The sequence below is a fragment of the Burkholderia sp. BCC1999 genome (assembly GCF_905339975.1).
Lineage (GTDB): Bacteria > Pseudomonadota > Gammaproteobacteria > Burkholderiales > Burkholderiaceae > Burkholderia.
Window position 1 is genome coordinate 74,008 of sequence record NZ_CAJPHP010000011.1, and the last position, 19,518, is coordinate 93,525.

A 19,518-nucleotide genomic window follows, 5' to 3' on the forward strand; every position below is an offset into this window, starting at 1 on the left:
TCGAATGGCGATCGTGCGTGCGGTATGTCGTGCGTGGCCGTCTGCCGGCCCGGAATTCAGAATACGGCGAGCGACGCGTTCGTGATGTCGGTCATCAGCATGTGGCCGGGCGTATGCGCGATCGCGATCGGCAGCTTCGCCTCCATCAGCGCGGTTTGCGGCGTCACGCCGCACGCCCAGAACACCGGCAGCTCGCCGTCGCGGATCGTGACTGCATCGCCGAACTCGGGTGCGTTCAGATCGGCAATGCCGAGTTCCCCCGGATGGCCGATATGGATCGGCGCGCCGTGCACGCCCGGGAACCGGCTCGTGATCTGCACCGCGCGGATCGCGTCGGCGCCGCGCATCGGCCGCATCGACACGACCAGCTGGCCGCCGAAGATGCCCGCGCGGCGGTTCGGAATCGACGTGCGGTACATCGGCACGTTGCGCCCCTCTTCGACGTGGCGCAGCCCGATCCCCTCGCGGGCGAGCATGTCCTCGAACGAGAACGAGCAGCCGATCGCAAACACGACGAAATCGTCGCGCCACAGCGCTTCCAGCGACTCGACGCGCTCGGTCAGGCGGCCGTCGCGGTACACGTTGTAGCTCGGCACGTCGGTGCGGATGTCGAGATCCTCGCCGAGCGCGTCGATCCGGAACGCACCCGGTTCGCCGACGCCCAGCAGCGGGCAGGCTTTCGGGTTCGCCTGGCAGAAGCGCAGGAAATCATGCGCATACGCGTCGGGCAGGATCGCGAGGTTCGCTTGCGCAAACGGGCCGCAATGGCCGGCGGTCGGGCCGCGGAACGCGCCGTGGCGCACGGACTGGCGGAATTCGGAAGGCGTCATGGTGTCGGGTCGCTAATCGGGATGGCGTCGGGATGACCGTGGCGTGTCATCGGATACGGCGAAGAATAGAAAAGAAAAAATTTTGTCGCCAACGAGTTTTTTTGCGTCTCTTGTATAGAATTTCTTAACACACCTCGGGGTTTTCCCCTGCTCCGTTCACTTTTCCTCACCGGCAAGCTGCGCCTTCATCGTCCTCCCGATCCGCCATGAACACGCGTTTTCTCGAAACCTTCGTCACGCTCGCGAAGCTGCGCAACTTCCGCACGACGGCCGCGGCGCTGCACGCGACGCCGGCCGCGATCTCGCAGCGCCTGAAGGCGCTGGAGGACGAATTGCAGACAGTACTCGTCGATCGCGACAGTCGTGAATTCCGGCTCACGCCGAACGGCGAGTACCTGCTCGGCTATGCAAAGGCCGTGGTCGAGGCCACGCAGGAACTGCAGGCCGCCGCGTCCGGAGAAAGCGCGCTGCGCGGCAAGCTGCGGCTCGGCGTGATCGAGACCGTCGTGCACAGCTGGCTGCCGCACTATATGCGGCGGCTGGCGGCCGACTATCCGCAGCTGGAAATCGACCTGACCGTCGACGTGAGCGTCGTGTTGCAGCGCCGGCTGATGGCCGGCGAGCTCGACCTGATCATCCGCGTCGAGGGCAGCGACGAGGCGTCGGTCGTGTGCGACGCGCTCGCGAACTACCCGGTGCGCTGGATCGCGCGCGCGGGGCTGCTGCCGAACACGCGCACGGGCCTCGCGCGGCAGGTGCTGCGCCAGCCGATCCTGACCTACGGACGCGGCACCGCGCCCCATCGCGCGCTGGAAGACATCGTCCGCGCGCTCGCGCACGCGCATGGCGTGCCGCTGTCGGAGACGCGCATCACCGGGTCGCCGTCGATCTCGGTGATCGTGCAGTTGGTGCGCGACGGTTTCGGCGTCGCCGCGATTCCGGTGCTGTTCGTCGATGCGCTGATCGAAAGCGGCGAGGTTGTCGAGCTGCCGCTGCAGCCGTCGCCACCGTCGATCGTCGTGTCGATGTCGCGGCGGGCGGATGCGCCGAGGTTCGTGCACGGTGCGTCGATTGCCGCACGGGCGGCGTGTCATGAGTATTGCGAGAAGAGTACGCGGCGGTTGGTTGAAGCGCTTTGACTTTGCAGCGGTGGATGACCTGCTTTCGACATCGCGGCGGGAATCGCCCACAATCGCCTTCGGCGCGTTTGCACTTCGCGCTACGCATCGTGAATGACGGCACGGCCGTCCGGCATTCACCGCTTCGCATGCCCCCGCACGACAAGAAGGCACCATGCCGATCCGCTCCGCTTCCCCCCGCCTGAACCTCGCGCGCGCCATGATCGTCGCGCTGTATGTCGCGTCGCTGCTGCTGCCCGTCGCGGCCGAACCGCCGAATGCGGCCGGCGTGGTGAGCTGGTGGCACGGGTACACGGTGCTCGCGCTCGGCGGCCTCGCGATCCTCGACCTGCAGTTCGCGTGGCTCGGCAACCCGCTGCTCGTCGTCGCACTGATCAGGCCGAACCGTACCGTGTCCGCGCTGCTCGCCGTGGTCGTGGTGTTCGCGATCGGCTGGCACACGATCCCGACTGACGCGAACTACGAAAAGATCAGCACGTTCGGCGCCGGGTACTACCTGTGGATTGCTGCGATGATTGGCGCCGCCGTGTTGCCGTGGATCGATGGTCTCGGAGGGAACGACAGCGTTGCGGCCGAAGCGGTTGCCGCTACCGCACCGGCAAGCACCAGCCGCCCGGCGCAACCGCATGCCGCACCGTTATCGGCCCGACCGCCGGGCCGGCAAAGCGGCTGGACCGTGACTGCAACCGACACGCGCATCGAGTCGACCGACCCGACCGGCGCAACACGCGGGATCGCGCTGTCCGACCTCGGCGCGGTCCTGATCGAAACCAACGACCAGGGGCCGTTCGTGTCGGATGTCTGGTGGATCCTGTTCAACGCGAACAAGCAGTTCGCGTGCGGGTTCCCGCAGGACGCCGAAGGCGCGAAAGCAGCCGTCGACCGGCTGCTCGACCTGCCCGGCATCGATCATCGCAAGGTCATCGACGCGCAGACGTCGATCCAGAACGCGACGTTCCCGATCTGGGAGCGTGCGGTTCAAGCGGAGCCGAAGGACGACGAGACGCAACGCACCGGCTGAAAGCGCGCGTCGATCATTGCTGATGGCACGGCCGCCGCAACGCGTGGCCGTGCCTGCCGAGCCCGGCTTCAGCCGGGCATCGCCCCCATCAGTGCGACCGGCCCGTTTCCGTACCCGGCGCGAACGAGATGCCGCGCAGCACTTCCGCAAACTTCGCCGTACGCAGCACCGCGAACCGCTCGGTGGCGGCCGTCGTCGCGCTCGTGTTGCGCAGCACGTCGCGCACCGCGACGAGCCGGTTCGGATCGGCGCCGACGTCGCCGTTGCCGCTGACCGTCGACGTGACCGCCCAGATCGTCACCGTGCCGTCGCGTTCGACGCGGCCCGTCAGGTTGCGCAGGCCAGCCGTCGCCGGCGCCCACGGCAACCCCGTCGCCGCATTGTTGCCGAGCGGATAACCCGCCACCGAATACGGCTTGCCGAGGTCCAGCCCGTTCTGCAGCGTGTACGCGAGCTTCCACTGCTTCGTGCCCGCGTCGTACACCCACTTCTGCAGGCCGGCGCCCGTCTGCGCGGCTGCATGCGTGTACAGGTCCGCGCCACCCGTGTAGCCGTCGCCTTCATCCGCGACGTACAGCGTGTTCGCGTCGGCGAACCACATCCCGAACGGGTAGGAGAGCGTCGTCGCGGTCTTGTTCGGCGTGGTCGGGAAGCCCGCCAGCACGCACATGTTATTCGGCAAACCCGTTGTCTGCAGCGTCGCCGCGTTGTACGCGAGCGGCGCCGTCGGCAGCACGGCCTTCGGCGACGGCACGCCGACGCCCGACGGGCACGCGTTGCCGGTCGTATCGACGAAGTACACGGTGTTCACGCCGTTGCCGCCGCTACCCTTCGAGTAGTACACGACGTTGTCGTGCACCGCGATGCCGCGGAAGTTGTCGTCCTTGCCGATCTTGTCGGCCTTCGCGCCGAGTTCCGTGACCGAAAAGCTCGCGAGGGGCGTCGGCACGCCCGGATCCTGCTGCGCTTCGTGGTGCTTCGCGCCGTCGATCAGCTGCGCGCCCGCGCCGAGGATCACGTTGTCCGGTTGCGGATTCGAACCGTTGCCGGCATTGCCCGACGTGTAGTAGATCTCGCGGCCGTCGCGGTTGTTCAGGATCGCCGCGCGGCCGTTGTTGCCGCTGTACGCGTTCGTCTCGGTGAAGTGGAAATGGCCGTGACGATCGACGCGCGCGATCGCGCGATAGAAGTTCTGCCCGTCCGGGTTCGTCGTATCGACCGCGAGCGGCGTGTTCGAGTTCGACACGTCGATCGTGTTGACCGGTGCGACGTAACCCATGAACGTCAGGTAGTTGCCGTCGGCCGACAGGTGCAGGCCGAGTTCCGACTTCGAGCTGAAGCTCGTCACCATCTGGTCGTGCGCGAAGCCTTTCTGCAGGCTGTTCGGCACTTCGAGGGTGCTGACGGTGCCGCCCGCCGGCGTGATCTGGTCGAGGAAGATGCGCGACGTGATGCCGAAACTGCCGTCGTAGCGGTCGTTGTTCCACACGTACGGATAGGTGCCGTCGTTCGGCGCGCCGGAAGCCGCGCCGCAACCGCCGGTAGTCTTCGCGCAGTTCGGCGGCAGGATCGCGCCGGGTTGCACGTTGCCGGACACGTTGTCGTACACGCTGCGGCTGAGCACCAGGAAGCCCGGCACGAAACCCGGTGCAAAGCGGCTTTCGCCGCCGTCATTCGGGGCGGCCTGCGCGCCGATGCTCGCTGCGATCAGCGTGAGTGCGACAACGGGAACGGTTCGATCGCGCAGCGCGCGGCGGCGCATCGCGGACAACGCGAAATTCGGCATGGACAAGGCTCCGTACGACATCGGGTGGGGATGTTGTTGTGGACAGACTGACGACGTGAAGCCACGCCACCTTAGCCATGCTTGATGAAGAATTGATTGCACGCGATGTCGCCGGAACCCGCAGACGAATACGGGTGTGACTTGCACCTCTTTTTGTTATTTATCCGTAATTCGAAAGAAATGAATCAGACAGCCGGCGACGCGGATTGCCCCGCATGCGGTTGCGCCAGCTTGCCGTCGCCGTACTCACGGAGCACCTTCGAGATCACGACGCGATAGCCGTCGAGCCAGCGCGCCTGCTTCGCCTTCGCTTCGAGATGCGCCGGATGCTGCATCAACTGCTGCAGCGCCACTTCCGATTCCCAGTAATAGACGTTCTGGATCAGCCCCGCTTCGGCGTTCTCCCACGTTTCCTCGCCCAGATAGCCGGGCGTCGCACGCGCCATGTCGGCGATCTGCCGGTCGAGCCGGTGGAATTCGTCGTCATATTGCCCGGCACGGAAAATGAAGGTCGACGCGTACATGCACGCTCCATCGAAGACGGTTGAAAGAGCGCCAAGTGTAAGGCACACACGGCGCGCCACGATCGCTACGCGGTGGGCGGATCAGTGTCGAGCCATGCGTCGATGTATGACGCGTCTTCACGCGCCCCGGCCGCAGGCGCCGGCGCCGCCGCAAGCGCATGCCGCGCACGTTCGAGCGCTTGCGCGAATCCGCGCAACTCGTGCGTCGCAGGCCGATCGTCGGCGCGTCGGCGTGCGAGCGCCGCTTCGATGTTTGCACCGATCAATGCACGCTGCGCGTCGATGAAGTCGATGCACAGCGCGCGGCAACGTGCGGAAGCCGATGCGACGGCCAGCAGCACGGGCACGATCGACACGGTCAGGTAGCCGCCCGGTGCGAGCCGCGACAGCGCATGACGCACGTCCTGCCCGCCATCGGTCAACGAGGCGAACACGGCATCGCGCCACACCGCACGCTCGGACACGAGCGCGTCGCGATGCGCGTCGAGCGCCGCGCGATCCGCGACCTGCCCGGCCGTTACCAGCGGAATCGGAAAGGAAGATTCGATGGAAGGCTGCGCGGCTCCCGCCTCGACGATGCAGTTCGCGCCCAGCCATGCCGTTTCGTCGCGCCGTGCGGCAAGCACGCGCGACTGCAACCGGTCAGGCAACATCGGATCGAGCGGCACCGCGCCGCAGATCGACGGTTTCTCCGCGTGCACACTGCAGCGGCCGTCGTCGGCGAGCGCCGCACAACGGCCGAGCGACGGATAGTCGTAGCCCTGCAGCGTCAACGCGATCCATTCGCCATTCGCGCCGCCGATGCGATGGAACAGCCGATCTGCCAGCGCTTCGGATGCCGCAACATCGTCTGCGTCGAGCGCATGCTCGCGCCCGCCGGCACGCCAGCGTTCGCCGATCCGCCGCTTCGGCACGCGACGGATCGTCAGCGCGCCGACGAAGCGATGCCGATGCCGGAACAGTTCGCGCAACGACAGCGTCGGCGCGCTGTTGCAGCAGCGTCCGCATGCATTGCACGCAAGCCCATAAGTCTCTACCACGGCCGCCGCACCGAATCCTGGTAGCGCGTAAGGATGAAGCGCGCGACGTCGTCCGAGTGATACGCGGCGACGAGCTGCGCGACCCACGGTTTCGCGCGATCGGCGTCGCGCACCGTCAGCACGTTCGCATACGGCGAGCGGGCATCCTCGAGGCTGATGCTGTCGCGCGCGGGTTGCAGCCCGGCACGGGCGGCATCGTCGCTGTCGATCGCGACGAACGCGGCCGTATCGAGCGCCGCGTAAAGCCGGTCACGGCGCAGTGCGACGAGTTTCAGTCCAAGCCGGTTTCCGGTCACGTCGCGCAGCGTCGCGTGCAGGCCGGCCTTCTCGCGCAGCGTCACCAGCGTGTCGTTCTGCAGCAGCACGAGCGCGCGTGCCATTCCGCGCGGATCGGCGGGAAGCGCGACCGTCGCGCCCGGTTGCAATGCGTTCAGGCTTTTCAGCTTGCGCGAATAAAACGCCATCGGCAGCGTGACGGTCGGCGCGACGTCGGTCAGTGCATAGCGCTTCTGCGTGCGCGTCGCGGCAAGCTGCTGCGCATCCTCGAAGCTGGCCGCGTCGATCCGGCCGTCGGCAAGCGCCGTGTCGATACGTGACGCATCGTCGAATTCGACGACGTCGATCCCCAACCCTCGCGTGGCGGCAACCCGCCTCACTTCGTCCAGGATCTGCGCATGCACGCCGCGCGTGACGCCGACGCGCACCGCCGGTGCAACGCTGTCGGCCGCCACCGCCGATCCCTGCTGCACGACGCCGCATGCGGCCAGCAACCACACCGAAACGAATCGCACGAAGCCCTTCGTCATGACGCATCCCTCAGAATCGTGCGAAAGCCGATGTGCGACGCACCGAGATCGGCTTCCTGCTGTTCGCGCGACGACGCGCGATAGCGTACGCAGTAATCGCGCGAGCACAGGAACGAGCCGCCCTTGATGACCATCGGCGTATCGTGCCGGCGTGTCGGCGGTGCGACGGCCGCCGTGTCGCCGTTCGTGTGCGACTGATGCGGGCCCGTGTACGCGTCCTTCGTCCATTCCCATGCGTTGCCGATCATGTCGTAGAGCCGGAAGCCGTTCGCCGCGTAGCAGCCGACGGGCGCGAGCCCCGCATGACCGTCCTCGGCCGTGTCGAGCACCGGGAACGCGCCCTGCCAGTAGTTCGCCGCCGGCTTGCCCTGCGCATCGCGCGGCGCCGCATCGAGCGACGCATCGTCGCGGCCGGCCTTGCCCGCGTATTCCCATTCGGCTTCGGTCGGCAGATCGCGGCCAAGCCAGTGCGCATACGCGAACGCGTCGCGCTGCGTGACGAGCGTGACGGGCAGGTTGCCGAGCCCTTCGACGTCACTGCCCGGCCCGCGCGGATGACGCCACGACGCACCCTTCACCCACGACCACCACGCGAGGTCGCGCGCATTCATCTCGTCGCGCGTCGGCACGTGGAACACCGCCGCGCCGCCCTGCTGCTCGGCCTCGGTCACGTAGCCGGTCGCCTGCACGAACGCGGCGAACTGCGCGATCGTCACGTCGGTCTGGTCGATCCAGAAGCCGCCGACGCGCGTGCGGCCGTCGCCGACCGGACGCTCGTCCGCATAGCCGCGCGTGCTGCCGAACACGAACGCACCGCCGCGCAGGTGCACCATCCCGGCCTGCGGGTCGTCGCGCCACTTCGCCGGCAGCCCCGAGTAGCGTTCGCACTGGCGTTCCGAACCGAGCGGCGCAAGCGCGCGGCCGCGATTCAGGTCGTCGAATGCACCGCCCGCCGGCGCCGCCGAATTCGCATAGCCCACCGCGAACGCGGCAGCGAACAGCGTGACGGCGAGCGCCGCGCCGGTCGTCCAGAAGCGGAACCGCATCGTGTCGTCCCCGCTATCAGTAGTAACCGCGCGGACGCAGCGGCTCGACACCGCCGACGTTGCTCATGTAGGTCTTCCACTGGTCGACGAGCGTGCCGATCACCGACGGGTTTTGCGCCGACACGTCGGTCGTCTCGCCGCGATCCGACGCGAGGTCGTACAGTTGCCAGTGACCGTCGAGCGGCCCGAGCGGCGGCTCGGTCCACAACGCCTTCCAGCGGCCGTCGGCGCTGCGCAGGTAGGCGCGGCCGTACGCTTCGTCGCCGAATGGCGTCGTGTGCACTTCGCCCGTCGCCGAGCCCGTGAGCACCGGCAGCAGCGACTGGCCCGTGACCGGATACACGTAGCGGTTGTTGTAGATCACCTTGCCCTTGTTCTGGTCGACGCCCGTCAGCGTGTTGACGAGCGGCGGCGCGGGCTGCGACGGCGGCGTGACGCCCGCGACCGCGAGGAACGTCGCCGTGTTGTCGGTCACGTGCGTGAATGCGCGCAGCGTCGGCAACTGCTGCGACTGGCCAGGCAGCCGCACGATCGTCGGCGTCGACACGCCGCCCTCGGCCGAATAGCCCTTCGTGAGCCGGAACGGCGACGCGCTCACTTCGGCCCAGCGCAGCCCGTACTGCAGGCGCTGCGCGTTCTGCTTGCCGTTGTCGGTGCCGAGCGTCGAATAGATCGGATCCTGCCCGTTCGCGGTGTCGGTTGCCGTCGGGTCCGCGCCGCCGTCGATCGGCCAGCCTTCCGCGCCGTTGTCCGACTGGAACATGATGAACGTGTTGTCGTATTCGCCGATGTCCTTCAGGTGCTGGATCAGCAGGCCGATGTTGTAGTCGAGGTTTTCGACCATCCCCGCGTAGATCTCCATGTAGCGCGCCTGGGCCTTTCGCTCGGCCGGCGACAGGCTCGACCACAGCTTGTCGACCTTGCCCGCACCGTAATCGCTGTAGCCGTCCGCGGCCGAATGCACGGCGCTGATGTATTTCGCGTTCGCGGCACCGTTGTTCGCGGTCGCGGGCGACGCGGCCGTCGTTTCGGGCAGGCCGTCGAACGGCTTGAAGTCGGCGGGAATCAGGCCGAGCGCCTTCTGCCGCGCGATCCGCGCGTTGCGGATCGCGTCGTAACCGGCGTCGTATACGCCCGCGTACTTGTGCAGCCAGGGGTCGGGCACCTGCAGCGGCCAGTGCGGCGACGTGTAGGCCGCGTAGGCGAAGAACGGCTTGCCGTCGCGCTGGTTCGAATCGATGTAGGAGATCAGCTTCTGCGTATAGAAGTCGGTCGAATAGAACACGGCCGGGCTGCCGCCCGTACCGCCCGGCTGCCCGGGCTGGCCAGGCTGCACGTAGCGGCCGTCTTCCGTGTAGTTCGACGAGCCGGCCGGCTCGTGCGCGAAGTGATTCGTCGCCGCGCCGCCGAGCAGCACGTAGCTGCGCTCGAAGCCCCACTGGTCAGGCGTCTGCCCGCTGCCCGTCGCACTGCCGACGATCCCCGAGCCGATGTGCCACTTGCCCGCGATATACGTGTGGTAGCCGGCGTCCTTCAGCAGTTGCGCGAACGACAGCGCGCGATCGTTCAGGTAGCCCTCGTAGCCGGGCAGCCCGCGCCGCTCGTCGGTCGGCACGCCCATCGTGCCTTCGCCGACGAGATGGTGATCGGTGCCGGACACCAGCATCGCGCGCGTGATCGCGCAGACGGTGCCCGTGTGGTGGTTCGACAGGATGCGGCCCGATGCGACGAGCGCGTCGAGGTTCGGCGTGTTGATCTCGCCGCCGAACGCATGGATGTCGGAATAGCCGAGGTCGTCGGCCATGATGTACAGGATGTTCGGGCGTTTCGCGGCTTGCGGCGGCGTGGTATTGGCCTGCGGAGGCGGCGAATCGCTGTCGACGCCGCCGCACGAGGCGAGCGACACCGCGCCGGCAATCGCGGCGCAGACGATACGGAAACGGAAAGCATGCAACGGCGAAGCGGACTTTTTCATTATTGTTGACGCTCGATCTACGGGATCGGCGATCTTAGCGTCGCCCGCGCGGCGCCCAAAGTCGGATTCGTCACATGCTAACGGGGTGTGGGAATATGCGATGCGCACCGCCCGGCACGCGTCGCGCCGCGGTACGTCAGCCGCGCCCGCCGAGGCTGACGCCGCCGTCCACCGACAGCACCTGCCCCGTGACGAAGCCCGCTTCGTCGGACAGGAACTCACGCACGCGGAAGTCGATCAGCCCGCCCGCCCCGCCGCCACCGGCATCGCACGCCGCGATGCGATCCGCCATGCAAGCACACCGCCTGCCAGCAATGCGACCGCGACGAGCAGCAGCGCGAGATCGTACGAATGCGTGACGTCCTTGATCCGACCCATCACCGGCGGCAGCGCGAGCCCCGCGATGTTCGCGACCGCGTTGATCAGCGCGATCGATGCGGCGGCGGTGAGGCCCGACACGTATTCGGTCGTGACGGCCCAGAACACCGGTGTCGCGGCCCAGTTGAAACCGACTGCGAGCACGAGCAGCGCATACGCGACCGGCAGCACCGGCGTATAGATCGCCGCGACCAGCAGCGCGCCGGCCAGCAGCATCGGCACACAGAGATGCAGCGCGCGTTCGCCGCCGAGATCCGAATGACGGCCGTTCAGATACATCGCGACGCACGCGAACAGGAACGGCAGCGCGGACAGGCTGCCGACCGCGAAGCTCGACTGTCCCGACAAGCTCTTCACGAGCAGCGGCAGGAACAGCGTGAGGCCGATCGTGCCGAATGCCTGCAGCAGCCAGAACGCGGCGAGCGCCCACACCTTCCCGTCGCCGAACGCACGCCGCAGTGCGACGCCATGCGACAGGTGCTCGCGCGGTGCACTGTCGCGCAGCGTCGCTTCGAGCCACGCGCGCTCGTCGGCCGGCAGCCAGCGCGCATGCGCGGGCGTGTCCGGCAGGCGGCGCAGCACGACGAACCCGAGCAGCAGCGCGGGCACGCCTTCGAGCAGGAACAGCCAGCGCCAGCCTTCGATGCCGAGCACGCCGTTCAGGTTCAGCAGCGCGCCGGACAGCGGCAGCCCGATCACCGATGCGAGCGTCGCGCCGATATAGAAGAACGACATCGCGCGCGCCCGATCGCTCTGCGGGTACCACGCGGACAGGTAGTAGATGATGCCCGGCGTGAAACCCGCTTCGGCCGCACCGAGCAGCAGGCGCATCGCATAGAGCTGCCCCGGCGTATGAACGGCGCTCATCGCTGCCGCGACGATGCCCCACGTGATCATGATCCGCGCGATCCAGCGGCGCGCGCCGACGCGCGCGAGGAACAGGTTGCTCGGCACCTCGAAGAGGATGTAGGTCACGTAGAACAGCCCCGCGCCGAGCCCGTACATTTCGGCGCTGAGGCCGAGGTCGGCGTTCATCTGCAGCGCCGCGACCGAGATGTTCGAGCGGTCGATGTACGCGACGAGGTACAACAGCATCAGGAACGGGATCAGGCGCAGGTTCAGGCGTCGCATCGTCGCGGCGTGCAACTGCGGGTTGGCGGCATTCATCGGCATGTCTCCTGGATCGTCTCGCGTGGGGCGCGGCGTCATGCAAGCGAGTCTAGGAGGCCCATGAAATTCGCGTCAATTACCGGGACGCCTTCTCGATATGTGAGACGCCGCCGGGCACGTGCGTTCAGTAACGCATCACGAGAAACAGCCCGGCCGCCGCAAGCGCCATGCCCGGCCACGCGAGCGCGCCGATCGTCTCGCCGAGCGCCACCAGCGCGATCAGCGCGGTCGCGGGCGGAATCAGGAAGAACAGCGCCGACACGCGCGACGCCTCGCCATAGCGCACCATCGCAAGCAGCAGCGAAATCGCGATCAGCGAGTTGCAGACGACGAGGTACGCCAGCGACCCGGCGAGGTCGGCCGTCCATTCGACGTGCATCGGTTCGAGCGCAAACGCGAGCGGCGCGGTGACGGCCAGGCCGACCGAATACTGCACGAGGTTCGCGGTGACCGGGTGAACGTCGGTGCCGAAACGCTTTTCCCACAGCGTGCCGCCGGTGATGCACGCGAGTGCAAGCAGTGCAAAGGCCAGCGCCCACGGCGAAGCCACCGCGACCGACGAGCGCGCGAGGATCACGAGCACCGCGCCCGCGGCGCCGAGCGCGAGCCCGAGCCAGCGCAGCGCGCCGACGCGTTCGCCCGCGATCATCGGCGCGAGCAGCCCGACGAGGATCGGCTGCTGCGACGTGACGAGCGCGACCGCGCCGGCCGACATGCCGAGCTTCAGGCTCAGGTACGTGAATGCGAAATAGCCGGCCTGCAGCAGCAGCCCGACGACGACGAGATCGCGCCATGCGCGCCGCGTGCGCGGCAACGGCGGGCGCAACCACAGGAACGGACCGGCGAGCAACGCCACGACGCATGCATAGCGCAGCGCAAGGAACGTGAGCGGATCGGCATAACGCAGGCCGAGCTTCAGGAACACGAAGCCGCTGGCCCACAGCAGCAGGAACAGCGCGGGCGCGAAGCGCAGCCAGCCGGGTTGTCGCGCGGCCACCGGGGGATCGATCGCTGTCATGCGCGTGCGCCTTGCGGTGCCTGGCGAGCGTCTGCCCCGTTCGCGCCGGGGTCGCGCGCGGGTCGGCGCATCATCGACGGATCAGGTGATACACGACGTTCAGCACGGTCACGACGATGCCGATGACGATCGACACCTGCAGCTTCCTGTTCATGACAGCGTGCCCCCACCCGTTCGTTGTACGGGTGATCATACGCCGCGCCAACCGAGCGTGCCGTCTCGCTACGAAGCGTGAGCGCTGCGCTGCGGTATGCGCTCGCCATCGGCGTCGTCGGACGCCAGCATGGACGGAATCTCGTCGACCAGCGTGTCGATGACGACGCGCACCTTCGACGGCACATGGCGCGATGCCGGCCGCACCGCGTAGACCTCGGCACCCGACACGCTGTCGCTATCCATCACGAGCGCGAGACGGCCGTCGCGCACGTAAGGCGCCATCAGCCAGCACGGCAGCCACGCGAGGCCCGCGCCGGCGGCAGCCGCATCGGCGATCGCCTGCAGGTCGTCGAACCGCAGCCGGCCGGCCGTGCGATGGTCGTGCACGGCGCCGTCCGAACCGATGATCCGCCACGGCGTCGGCTGCCCGCCGCGCGAATACGCAATGCCGACGTGCGACGCGAGTTCATCGAGCCCCGACGGCCGCCCGTGGCGGTCCAGATACGCGGGCGACGCGCCAATGCCCATGCGCTGCACGCCCAGCTTCCGGCCGACGAGCGCGCTCGTATCGGCCAGCGCGCCGATGCGTACTGCAATGTCGAAGCCGTCGTTCACGAGGTCGGCCACGCGGTCGCTGAACGACATGTCGATTTCGAGCCGTGGAAACCGCTCGACGAGGCGCCGCACGACGGGCGCCACGCATTGCCGGCCGAACAGCACCGGCACGCTGATCCGCACGCGCCCGGCCGGCTCGCGGCGGCCCGCGTCGAGCGCGGCCTCCGTCTCGCCGAGTTCGGCCAGCAGCCGCCGGCATTGCTCGTAATAGACGAGCCCTTCGTCGGTCAGCCCGAGCTGGCGCGTCGTGCGCTGCAGGAGGCGCACGCCGAGACGGTGTTCGAGCCGCGCGACGATCTTCGCGACGGCCGAACGCGTCATGCCGAAGCGCAGCGCCGCCGCCGCGAAGCTGCCCAACTCCACGACGTCGACGAATTCGGCAACGCCTCTCAACCGCTCGTCCATGCAATTCCGCTCCGGTGGGATGACTGGCTTGTGTCCGTACTGGCGACAATCGTTGGCCGAATTCTCGCCAATGCATCCTCGTACGCAACACTATGATAGTCCGGACTATCTCGAAAAGGAGTGGACATGCACGCATGGCAAGTGAAACCGGGCGACGGCATCGCCGGGCTTCGGCGCATCGACGCGACACCGCGCGCGCTCGGGCCGACCGACGTCGTCGTGAAGATCCACTCGGCCGCGCTGAACTATCGCGACCTGATGTTCGCGCGCGGCGACTATCTCGGCATCGGCACGGAAGCGCTGATCCCTGTCGCCGACGGCGCCGGCGAAGTCGTCGAAATCGGCCGCGACGTCACGCGATTCAAGCCGGGCGATCGCGTGATCAACACATATTTCCCGCACTGGATCGACGGGCCGGCCACACCGCGGAAAGTCTCGGGGTCGGCCGGCTCGCATTTCGATGGCGTACTCGCCGAACGCTTCGTGTCCGACGAAGCCGCGCTGGTCGCGATTCCCGCGCATCTCGATTACGACGAAGCAGCGACGCTGTCATGCGCGGGCATCACCGCCTGGAACGCGCTGTTCGTCGACGGCGGATTGGGGCCGGGCGCGACCGTCGTGCTGCTCGGCACGGGCGGCGTGTCGATCATCGCGTTGCAGCTCGCGCATGCGGCCGGGCTGCGCACGATCGTGACCTCGTCGAACGACGCGAAGCTCGAACGCGCCCGCACGCTCGGTGCGGACGCAACGATCAACTATCTCGCCACGCCCGAATGGCAGCATGAGGTGCTGCGGCTCACCGGTGGCGTCGGCGCGGATCTGGTCGTCGAAGTCGGTGGCCGCGATACGCTGCCGCGCTCGGTCGCCGCGACGAAGATGGGCGGCATCGTGTCGGTGATCGGCGGCCTCAGCAGCTTCGGCGGGCCGGAACTCGGGCTGCTGTCGCTGATCGGCGGCGTCCGGCAACTGCACGGATTCATGGTCGGCAGCCGCGCGATGCTCGACGACGTCGTGCGGCTCGTCGATGCGAAGCGGATCAAGCCGGTGGTCGATCGCGTGTTCGGCTTCGACGAAGCGCCGCAGGCGTATGCGCACCTGCAGTCCGGCCAGCATTTCGGGAAGGTCGTGATTCGCGTCGCGCAGTGATCGAAAAAGGTGGCGGGCTGCCGTCCGCCGCCTTCCGGCCCGGGTTCGTCAGAACTTGTGCCGGATCCCCGCATGGACCATCAACTGCTTCCCGTTCGATGACAAGTCGGCCGCGCCGGGGACGTACGCCTGATCAAGCGACGAACCGGTTGCATCGCCGGCGATCCGCTGGTACGCGCCCATCAGGTAGACGTCCGTGCGCTTCGACAGGTTGTAGTCGGCCATCAGGCCAATCGAATGGATCTTCGGCTTCGCCGCGCCCGTCGTCGCGTCGTAGCGCACCGTCGTGTACACGTACTGCGCGCCGACGAACAGGGCCGGCGTGAACTGGTACTTCCCGTTCACTTCGAAGTTCTGGTACTTGATCGACGTCACCGTGCCGCCGGCGAGCGGCCCGGTCGACGGTTCGATCGTCTCGTCGCCGAACAGGTATCCGACGTTCGCCGTGGGCCGCGTGACGTTGCTGTTCGTGTACGCGAATCCGACCGTCGCGGGCCCGGCCGTGTAGTTGACGCCCGCACCGAAGATCCGCAGCCGCGCCGACACGAAGTTCGCATCGGCGCCGACCGATCCGGAACCCGCGATCCCGCCGCCCGATGTCGCGCCCGGATTGTCCGCGTTCAGGAAGGCCGCACCGACGAGCAAGCCGCCCTGCTCGTACTGCGCGCCGACGCTCCACTGGCGATTGTTCGCGAAGCCCGTGTCATTGCTGAAGCTGTACGTGCCGCCGAACGAGAAGCCGGAGAAATCCGGGCTCGCGTACTTGACCGTATTGTTGACACGAAACGTGTTGCCCGTGTTGTCGTTGTCGAGCGGGTGCGAGAACGGATAGACGCCCCAGCTGCCGTTGGCGGTCGTCGGTGCGAGATAGTCGACCACCGAATCGTATTGCCGACCGAGCGTCAGCGTGCCGTAGCGCGTACTGCCCAGCCCCACGTACGCTTGCCGCCCGAACATGCGTCCGCCCTGTGCGAGCGTGCCGTTGTTCACGTTGAAGCCGTTTTCGATCTGGAACACGGCGTTGTATCCGCCGCCCAGATCTTCGGTACCCTTCAGCCCCCAGCGGCTTCCTTGCGCGAAGCCGCTCGCCATCTGCCACGCGGCATGGCCGCCGACGTTGTTCGTATAGTCGATGCCCGCATCGACGAGGCCGTAAAGCGTGACACTACCCTGCGCGAACGCGGGTGCTGCGCACAGCGCCGGAATCGCGACGAAAAACGTTCTCCAGTTCATTTGGTATCCTTATTTATATTCTCATTCCTTCGCACACACCTGGTTCGATACGGTTACTTCGTGCCGTAGATGTCGAAGTCGAAGTACTTCTGGTTGATCTTCCGGTACGTGCCGTTCGCGAGGATCGTCGCCAGCGCGTGGTTGAACGCGTCGCGCAGGTCGTTATCCTGCTTGCGCAGGCCGAGCCCGTCGCCCTGTCCGAAATACTTCACGTCGCCGATCGGTGCGCCGACGAACATGTAGTCCTTGCCCTGCGGCTTCTTCAGAAAGCCGTCACTGGCTGCGATCGACGCCTGAAACGCCGCGTCGAGTCGCCCCGACACGAGATCGGCATAGACCTGATCCTGATTCTGGTAAGACACGACCTGTACGCCAGCCGGCTGCCAGTTCGCGATTGCGTAATCGGCCTGCGCGGAACCCTGCTCGACGCCCACGCGCTTGCCTTTCAGCGCATCGGCCGTCGGCAGCAGCGGCGAGCCCTTGTGCGCGATCAGCCGCGCAGGCGCATTCGAGATGCGGTTCGTGAAGGCGATCTGCTGCATCCGCTTCGGCGTGATCGTCATCGACGACGCAATCACGTCGAACTTGCGCGCGAGCAGGCCGGGAATCATCCCGTCGAAGCTCGACTCGACCCACACGCAATGTGCATGCAGTTCCGCGCACATGGCATTCGTGATGTCGATCCCGAAGCCCGTCAACGTGCCGTCGGGCAGCTTGTATTCGAGCGGCGGATAGGTCGGATCGACCCCGAGCCGAATCTCCTTGCCGGTCCAGTCGCCGGCGTGCGCCGTCCCTGCCGCCAGCGCCACCGCGAGTACCGCCATCCACTGTTTCATTGCCTGTCTCCTTGTGTGAAGCATGAATCGAAATCGTCCGGCGCGTCAGGCGCCGGTTCATCGTGTATGCGGCATCACGCGAGATACCGCTCCGCCAGCGCGATCCAGTAGCTCGCGCCCGTCGCGAGGCACGCGTCGTTGAAGTCGTAGCCTGAATGGTGCAGCCCGCAACCGGTCGCACCGTCGCCGTTGCCAACGCCATTGCCGATCGACAGGTAGCTGCCGGGGCAGACGTCGAGCATGAACGCGAAATCCTCGCTCGCCGCGATCGGCCGCATGTGCGGAATCAGCGCCGCGTCGCCGCCCCATTCGCGGGCCACGTCGCGCGCAAATGCCGTTTCCGCCGCATGGTTGACGAGCACCGGATAGCCGTACCGATAGTCGATTTCGACCGTGGCGCCGTAGCTCGCGGCCTGCCCGTGCACGATCGCGCGAATGCATCGTTCGAGCAGTGCACGCACGTCCGGGGACAGCGCACGCACGCTGAGTGCCAGTTCCGCGTACGACGGGATCACGTTCGACGCGGTGCCCGCATGAATCGAGCCGGCCGACACGATCGCGAGATCCTGCGGATTCACGTTGCGCGACACGACCGTCTGCAACGCCATCACGATCGACGCGCACACGACCACCGGATCGACCGCCGTGTGCGGCGCGGCACCATGCCCGCCGCGCCCGATCACGCGCACGTGCACCTCGTCGGCCGATGCCATCGCCGGGCCGTCGCAGAAGCCGAGAACGCCGGCCGGCAGGCCCGGCACGTTGTGCATCGCGAATACCGCATCGCACGGAAACCGTACGAACAATCCGTCGTCGATCATCCGCTTCGCGCCGCCGAGCCCTTCTTCGGCCGGCTGGAAAATCAGGTTCAACGTACCGGTGAAGCGCGCACGCCCGGCAAGACAGCGGGCCGCCGCGAGCAGCATTGCCGTATGACCGTCGTGTCCGCATGCGTGCATCACGCCATCGTGTCGGCTGGCATGCGGCAGCGCGGTCGTCTCCTGGATCGGCAGCGCATCCATATCCGCGCGCAACCCGAGCCGTTTCCCGACGCCGCGCGTCAACGTGCCGACCACGCCCGTGCCGCCGATTCCTCGTGTGACCTGATAACCCCATGTTGTCAGCAAACCAGCGACGAGATCGCTCGTCACATGCTCTTCGAAGCCGAGTTCCGGATGCGCATGAAGCCGGTGACGCAGCGCGATCATCTCCGTTTCGATGGCGGCCATTTCCGGCTGGATAGGATTTTGTTCCAACCCTGATTCTCCTTTGCACGTTCCGGTTGCCGATTGCTCCGATGACCAATCGTGGCCGAATCGTATGCAGCGGAAATCCCGTCGAACAGCCGCGCTTTCGTTATGATGACAACCTTTCGTTGTCGGGTATCACGCCATGAGCAGCATGAAACTGCATCAGTTGCAGGCCCTCGTCGCGAGCGCGGAGGCCGGCAGCATTCGCGGCGCGGCGCGTGCGCTCGGGCTGTCGCAGGCAGCCGTCACGCGCGCGCTGCGCGAACTGGAAGCGAGCGAGCGCCTGCCGCTGCTCGTGCGCGCGCCGGAAGGCATCGGCTTCACCGACTACGGAAAAACGCTGCTCACGCATGCGAAGCTCGTGCTGAAGCAGCTGGAACTCGCGCAGAGCGATCTCGAACGGATGCGCGGTCGCGTCGAAGGCCGGCTGAGCATCGGCATCACGCCGTGGCTCGCGACGACGTTTCTTGCGGAGACGGTTCTGCTGTTCCGCAAGCGGATGCCCGACGTGCGCCTCGAACTCCACGAAGCGCTGATGGCCGTCGCGCAGCCGCTGCTGCGCGACGGCAGCATGGACTTCGCGCTCGGGCATGTACCGCCGGCCGGCACGCAGGAATTTGCCTGCGAACCGATGCTGCGCTACGAGACGTCGGTCATGGTGCGTGCCGGCCATCCGCTCGAACGCGCGCGGTCGATCCACGACCTGCTCGACAACGACTGGGTGCTGAATTTCGCGGCCGACGGGCAGGCCGCACTCGTCGACTATCTGTTCACGCGCCATGGTGCACGGATCGACGAACGGCGCATCGTTCGTGCACAGTCGGTCGTCATGTTGCAGACGATGCTCGAACAGGCCGACATGTGCACGTGGTGCCCGACGATTCTCGCGGCCGTGCCGCCGTTCGGCGAACGGATGCGGCCCTTGCCGCTGAAGGAGACGTTCGAGCCGCGCGACCTCGGGATCGTCACGCGCCGCAGCAGCACGCTGAGCGACGCGGCGCGCTGCTTCATCGAGTGCCTGCTGCAGGTGATCCGCCGGCATGCAAGATCCGCACGCAAGGAAGATCTCGCACTGTTCAGGACGGTGTCGCTGCTGATCTGACGGCTTGCGCCGTCACGGCCCAAATCGCGACCTGCCGCGGCA

General features: G+C 67.1%; 18 protein-coding genes and 1 pseudogene. 4 read left to right on the forward strand and 15 right to left on the reverse strand.

Annotation, left to right across the window (positions count from 1 at the left end):
* Window positions 1-56 precede the first annotated feature (56 nt).
* Complete coding sequence (locus U5809_RS17605) at window positions 57-830, reverse strand: putative hydro-lyase (RefSeq protein WP_282507715.1); 774 nt, start codon at window positions 828-830, stop codon at window positions 57-59.
* A gap of 206 nt (window positions 831-1,036) precedes the next feature.
* On the opposite strand from U5809_RS17605, the gene U5809_RS17610 reads away from it, so the two are divergent.
* Both U5809_RS17610 and U5809_RS17615 read left to right on the forward strand, forming a co-directional pair.
* Window positions 1,037-1,969: a LysR family transcriptional regulator gene (locus tag U5809_RS17610; RefSeq protein WP_282507716.1), complete on the forward strand. Its 933-nt coding sequence runs from the start codon at window positions 1,037-1,039 to the stop codon at window positions 1,967-1,969.
* 154 nt (window positions 1,970-2,123) lie between these two features.
* Complete coding sequence (locus U5809_RS17615) at window positions 2,124-2,990, forward strand: hypothetical protein (RefSeq protein WP_322087475.1); 867 nt, start codon at window positions 2,124-2,126, stop codon at window positions 2,988-2,990.
* Between the two features lie 88 nt (window positions 2,991-3,078).
* Here the strand turns inward: U5809_RS17615 and U5809_RS17620 are convergent, their stop codons facing one another.
* The 11 genes and pseudogenes from U5809_RS17620 to U5809_RS17670 form a co-directional block, all read right to left on the reverse strand.
* A complete protein-coding gene (locus U5809_RS17620; RefSeq protein WP_322087476.1) occupies window positions 3,079-4,776 on the reverse strand; it encodes a hypothetical protein in 1,698 nt (565 codons plus the stop codon).
* 185 nt (window positions 4,777-4,961) lie between these two features.
* A complete protein-coding gene (locus U5809_RS17625; RefSeq protein ID WP_322087477.1) occupies window positions 4,962-5,300 on the reverse strand; it encodes an antibiotic biosynthesis monooxygenase in 339 nt (112 codons plus the stop codon).
* Window positions 5,301-5,365: 65 nt separating this feature from the next.
* Window positions 5,366-6,340 (reverse strand): YkgJ family cysteine cluster protein, encoded by a 975-nt coding sequence (locus tag U5809_RS17630; protein WP_322087478.1) that lies wholly within the window; start codon window positions 6,338-6,340, stop codon window positions 5,366-5,368.
* Entirely contained in the window at window positions 6,334-7,146 is an 813-nt protein-coding gene (locus tag U5809_RS17635; protein WP_322087479.1) for a MetQ/NlpA family lipoprotein, read from the reverse strand. The genes U5809_RS17630 and U5809_RS17635 overlap by 7 nt, the downstream gene beginning before the upstream one ends.
* A complete protein-coding gene (locus tag U5809_RS17640; RefSeq protein ID WP_322087480.1) occupies window positions 7,143-8,192 on the reverse strand; it encodes a formylglycine-generating enzyme family protein in 1,050 nt (349 codons plus the stop codon). Before U5809_RS17640 ends, U5809_RS17635 begins: the two co-directional genes overlap by 4 nt.
* Before the next feature lie 16 nt (window positions 8,193-8,208).
* Window positions 8,209-10,167, reverse strand: a complete 1,959-nt coding sequence (locus tag U5809_RS17645) for an arylsulfatase (protein WP_322087481.1) — start codon at window positions 10,165-10,167, stop codon at window positions 8,209-8,211.
* 136 nt (window positions 10,168-10,303) lie between these two features.
* Window positions 10,304-10,384, reverse strand: a pseudogene (locus U5809_RS17650) (short-chain dehydrogenase); the annotation flags it as partial.
* 20 nt (window positions 10,385-10,404) lie between these two features.
* Window positions 10,405-11,712 carry an MFS transporter gene (locus tag U5809_RS17655; RefSeq protein WP_282507725.1) on the reverse strand — a complete coding sequence of 436 codons (1,308 nt, stop codon included), beginning with the start codon at window positions 11,710-11,712 and terminating at the stop codon, window positions 10,405-10,407.
* A 127-nt stretch (window positions 11,713-11,839) separates the two neighbouring features.
* On the reverse strand, window positions 11,840-12,733 hold the full coding sequence (locus tag U5809_RS17660; protein ID WP_322087482.1) for a DMT family transporter: 894 nt from the start codon (window positions 12,731-12,733) through the stop codon (window positions 11,840-11,842).
* 70 nt (window positions 12,734-12,803) lie between these two features.
* Window positions 12,804-12,926 carry a hypothetical protein gene (locus tag U5809_RS17665; protein WP_322087483.1) on the reverse strand — a complete coding sequence of 41 codons (123 nt, stop codon included), beginning with the start codon at window positions 12,924-12,926 and terminating at the stop codon, window positions 12,804-12,806.
* Between the two features lie 29 nt (window positions 12,927-12,955).
* On the reverse strand, window positions 12,956-13,909 hold the full coding sequence (locus U5809_RS17670; RefSeq protein ID WP_322087484.1) for a LysR substrate-binding domain-containing protein: 954 nt from the start codon (window positions 13,907-13,909) through the stop codon (window positions 12,956-12,958).
* Between the two features lie 126 nt (window positions 13,910-14,035).
* Between U5809_RS17670 and U5809_RS17675 the strand changes: the two genes are divergently transcribed.
* On the forward strand, window positions 14,036-15,055 hold the full coding sequence (locus tag U5809_RS17675) for an NAD(P)-dependent alcohol dehydrogenase (RefSeq protein WP_322087485.1): 1,020 nt from the start codon (window positions 14,036-14,038) through the stop codon (window positions 15,053-15,055).
* Between the two features lie 48 nt (window positions 15,056-15,103).
* On the opposite strand, the gene U5809_RS17680 is transcribed toward U5809_RS17675, so the two are convergent.
* From U5809_RS17680 to U5809_RS17690, 3 genes are all read right to left on the reverse strand, one after another.
* Window positions 15,104-16,288 (reverse strand): porin, encoded by a 1,185-nt coding sequence (locus U5809_RS17680; RefSeq protein WP_322087486.1) that lies wholly within the window; start codon window positions 16,286-16,288, stop codon window positions 15,104-15,106.
* Between the two features lie 53 nt (window positions 16,289-16,341).
* Window positions 16,342-17,124 carry an ABC transporter substrate-binding protein gene (locus tag U5809_RS17685; protein WP_322087487.1) on the reverse strand — a complete coding sequence of 261 codons (783 nt, stop codon included), beginning with the start codon at window positions 17,122-17,124 and terminating at the stop codon, window positions 16,342-16,344.
* A 74-nt stretch (window positions 17,125-17,198) separates the two neighbouring features.
* Complete coding sequence (locus tag U5809_RS17690) at window positions 17,199-18,332, reverse strand: M20 aminoacylase family protein (protein ID WP_322087627.1); 1,134 nt, start codon at window positions 18,330-18,332, stop codon at window positions 17,199-17,201.
* Window positions 18,333-18,516: 184 nt separating this feature from the next.
* Here U5809_RS17690 and U5809_RS17695 point away from each other — a divergent pair, with 184 nt between their 5' ends.
* Window positions 18,517-19,476, forward strand: a complete 960-nt coding sequence (locus U5809_RS17695; protein ID WP_322087488.1) for a LysR substrate-binding domain-containing protein — start codon at window positions 18,517-18,519, stop codon at window positions 19,474-19,476.
* Window positions 19,477-19,518: the final 42 nt, after the last annotated feature.

What these genes read in the sequence shown, in the direction of transcription:
- U5809_RS17695 (WP_322087488.1), top strand. Translation starts at nt 18,517, where the DNA reads ATGAGCAGCATGAAACTGCATCAGTTGCAGGCCCTCGTCGCGAGCGCG.
- U5809_RS17670 (WP_322087484.1), bottom strand. Translation starts at nt 13,909, where the DNA reads ATGGACGAGCGGTTGAGAGGCGTTGCCGAATTCGTCGACGTCGTGGAG.
- U5809_RS17655 (WP_282507725.1), bottom strand. Translation starts at nt 11,712, where the DNA reads ATGAATGCCGCCAACCCGCAGTTGCACGCCGCGACGATGCGACGCCTG.
- U5809_RS17625 (WP_322087477.1), bottom strand. Translation starts at nt 5,300, where the DNA reads ATGTACGCGTCGACCTTCATTTTCCGTGCCGGGCAATATGACGACGAA.
- U5809_RS17635 (WP_322087479.1), bottom strand. Translation starts at nt 7,146, where the DNA reads ATGACGAAGGGCTTCGTGCGATTCGTTTCGGTGTGGTTGCTGGCCGCA.
- U5809_RS17690 (WP_322087627.1), bottom strand. Translation starts at nt 18,332, where the DNA reads ATGATCGCGCTGCGTCACCGGCTTCATGCGCATCCGGAACTCGGCTTC.
- U5809_RS17685 (WP_322087487.1), bottom strand. Translation starts at nt 17,124, where the DNA reads ATGAAACAGTGGATGGCGGTACTCGCGGTGGCGCTGGCGGCAGGGACG.
- U5809_RS17615 (WP_322087475.1), top strand. Translation starts at nt 2,124, where the DNA reads ATGCCGATCCGCTCCGCTTCCCCCCGCCTGAACCTCGCGCGCGCCATG.
- U5809_RS17610 (WP_282507716.1), top strand. Translation starts at nt 1,037, where the DNA reads ATGAACACGCGTTTTCTCGAAACCTTCGTCACGCTCGCGAAGCTGCGC.
- U5809_RS17660 (WP_322087482.1), bottom strand. Translation starts at nt 12,733, where the DNA reads ATGACAGCGATCGATCCCCCGGTGGCCGCGCGACAACCCGGCTGGCTG.
- U5809_RS17640 (WP_322087480.1), bottom strand. Translation starts at nt 8,192, where the DNA reads ATGCGGTTCCGCTTCTGGACGACCGGCGCGGCGCTCGCCGTCACGCTG.
- U5809_RS17665 (WP_322087483.1), bottom strand. Translation starts at nt 12,926, where the DNA reads ATGATCACCCGTACAACGAACGGGTGGGGGCACGCTGTCATGAACAGG.
- U5809_RS17620 (WP_322087476.1), bottom strand. Translation starts at nt 4,776, where the DNA reads ATGCCGAATTTCGCGTTGTCCGCGATGCGCCGCCGCGCGCTGCGCGAT.
- U5809_RS17675 (WP_322087485.1), top strand. Translation starts at nt 14,036, where the DNA reads ATGCACGCATGGCAAGTGAAACCGGGCGACGGCATCGCCGGGCTTCGG.
- U5809_RS17645 (WP_322087481.1), bottom strand. Translation starts at nt 10,167, where the DNA reads ATGAAAAAGTCCGCTTCGCCGTTGCATGCTTTCCGTTTCCGTATCGTC.
- U5809_RS17605 (WP_282507715.1), bottom strand. Translation starts at nt 830, where the DNA reads ATGACGCCTTCCGAATTCCGCCAGTCCGTGCGCCACGGCGCGTTCCGC.
- U5809_RS17680 (WP_322087486.1), bottom strand. Translation starts at nt 16,288, where the DNA reads ATGAACTGGAGAACGTTTTTCGTCGCGATTCCGGCGCTGTGCGCAGCA.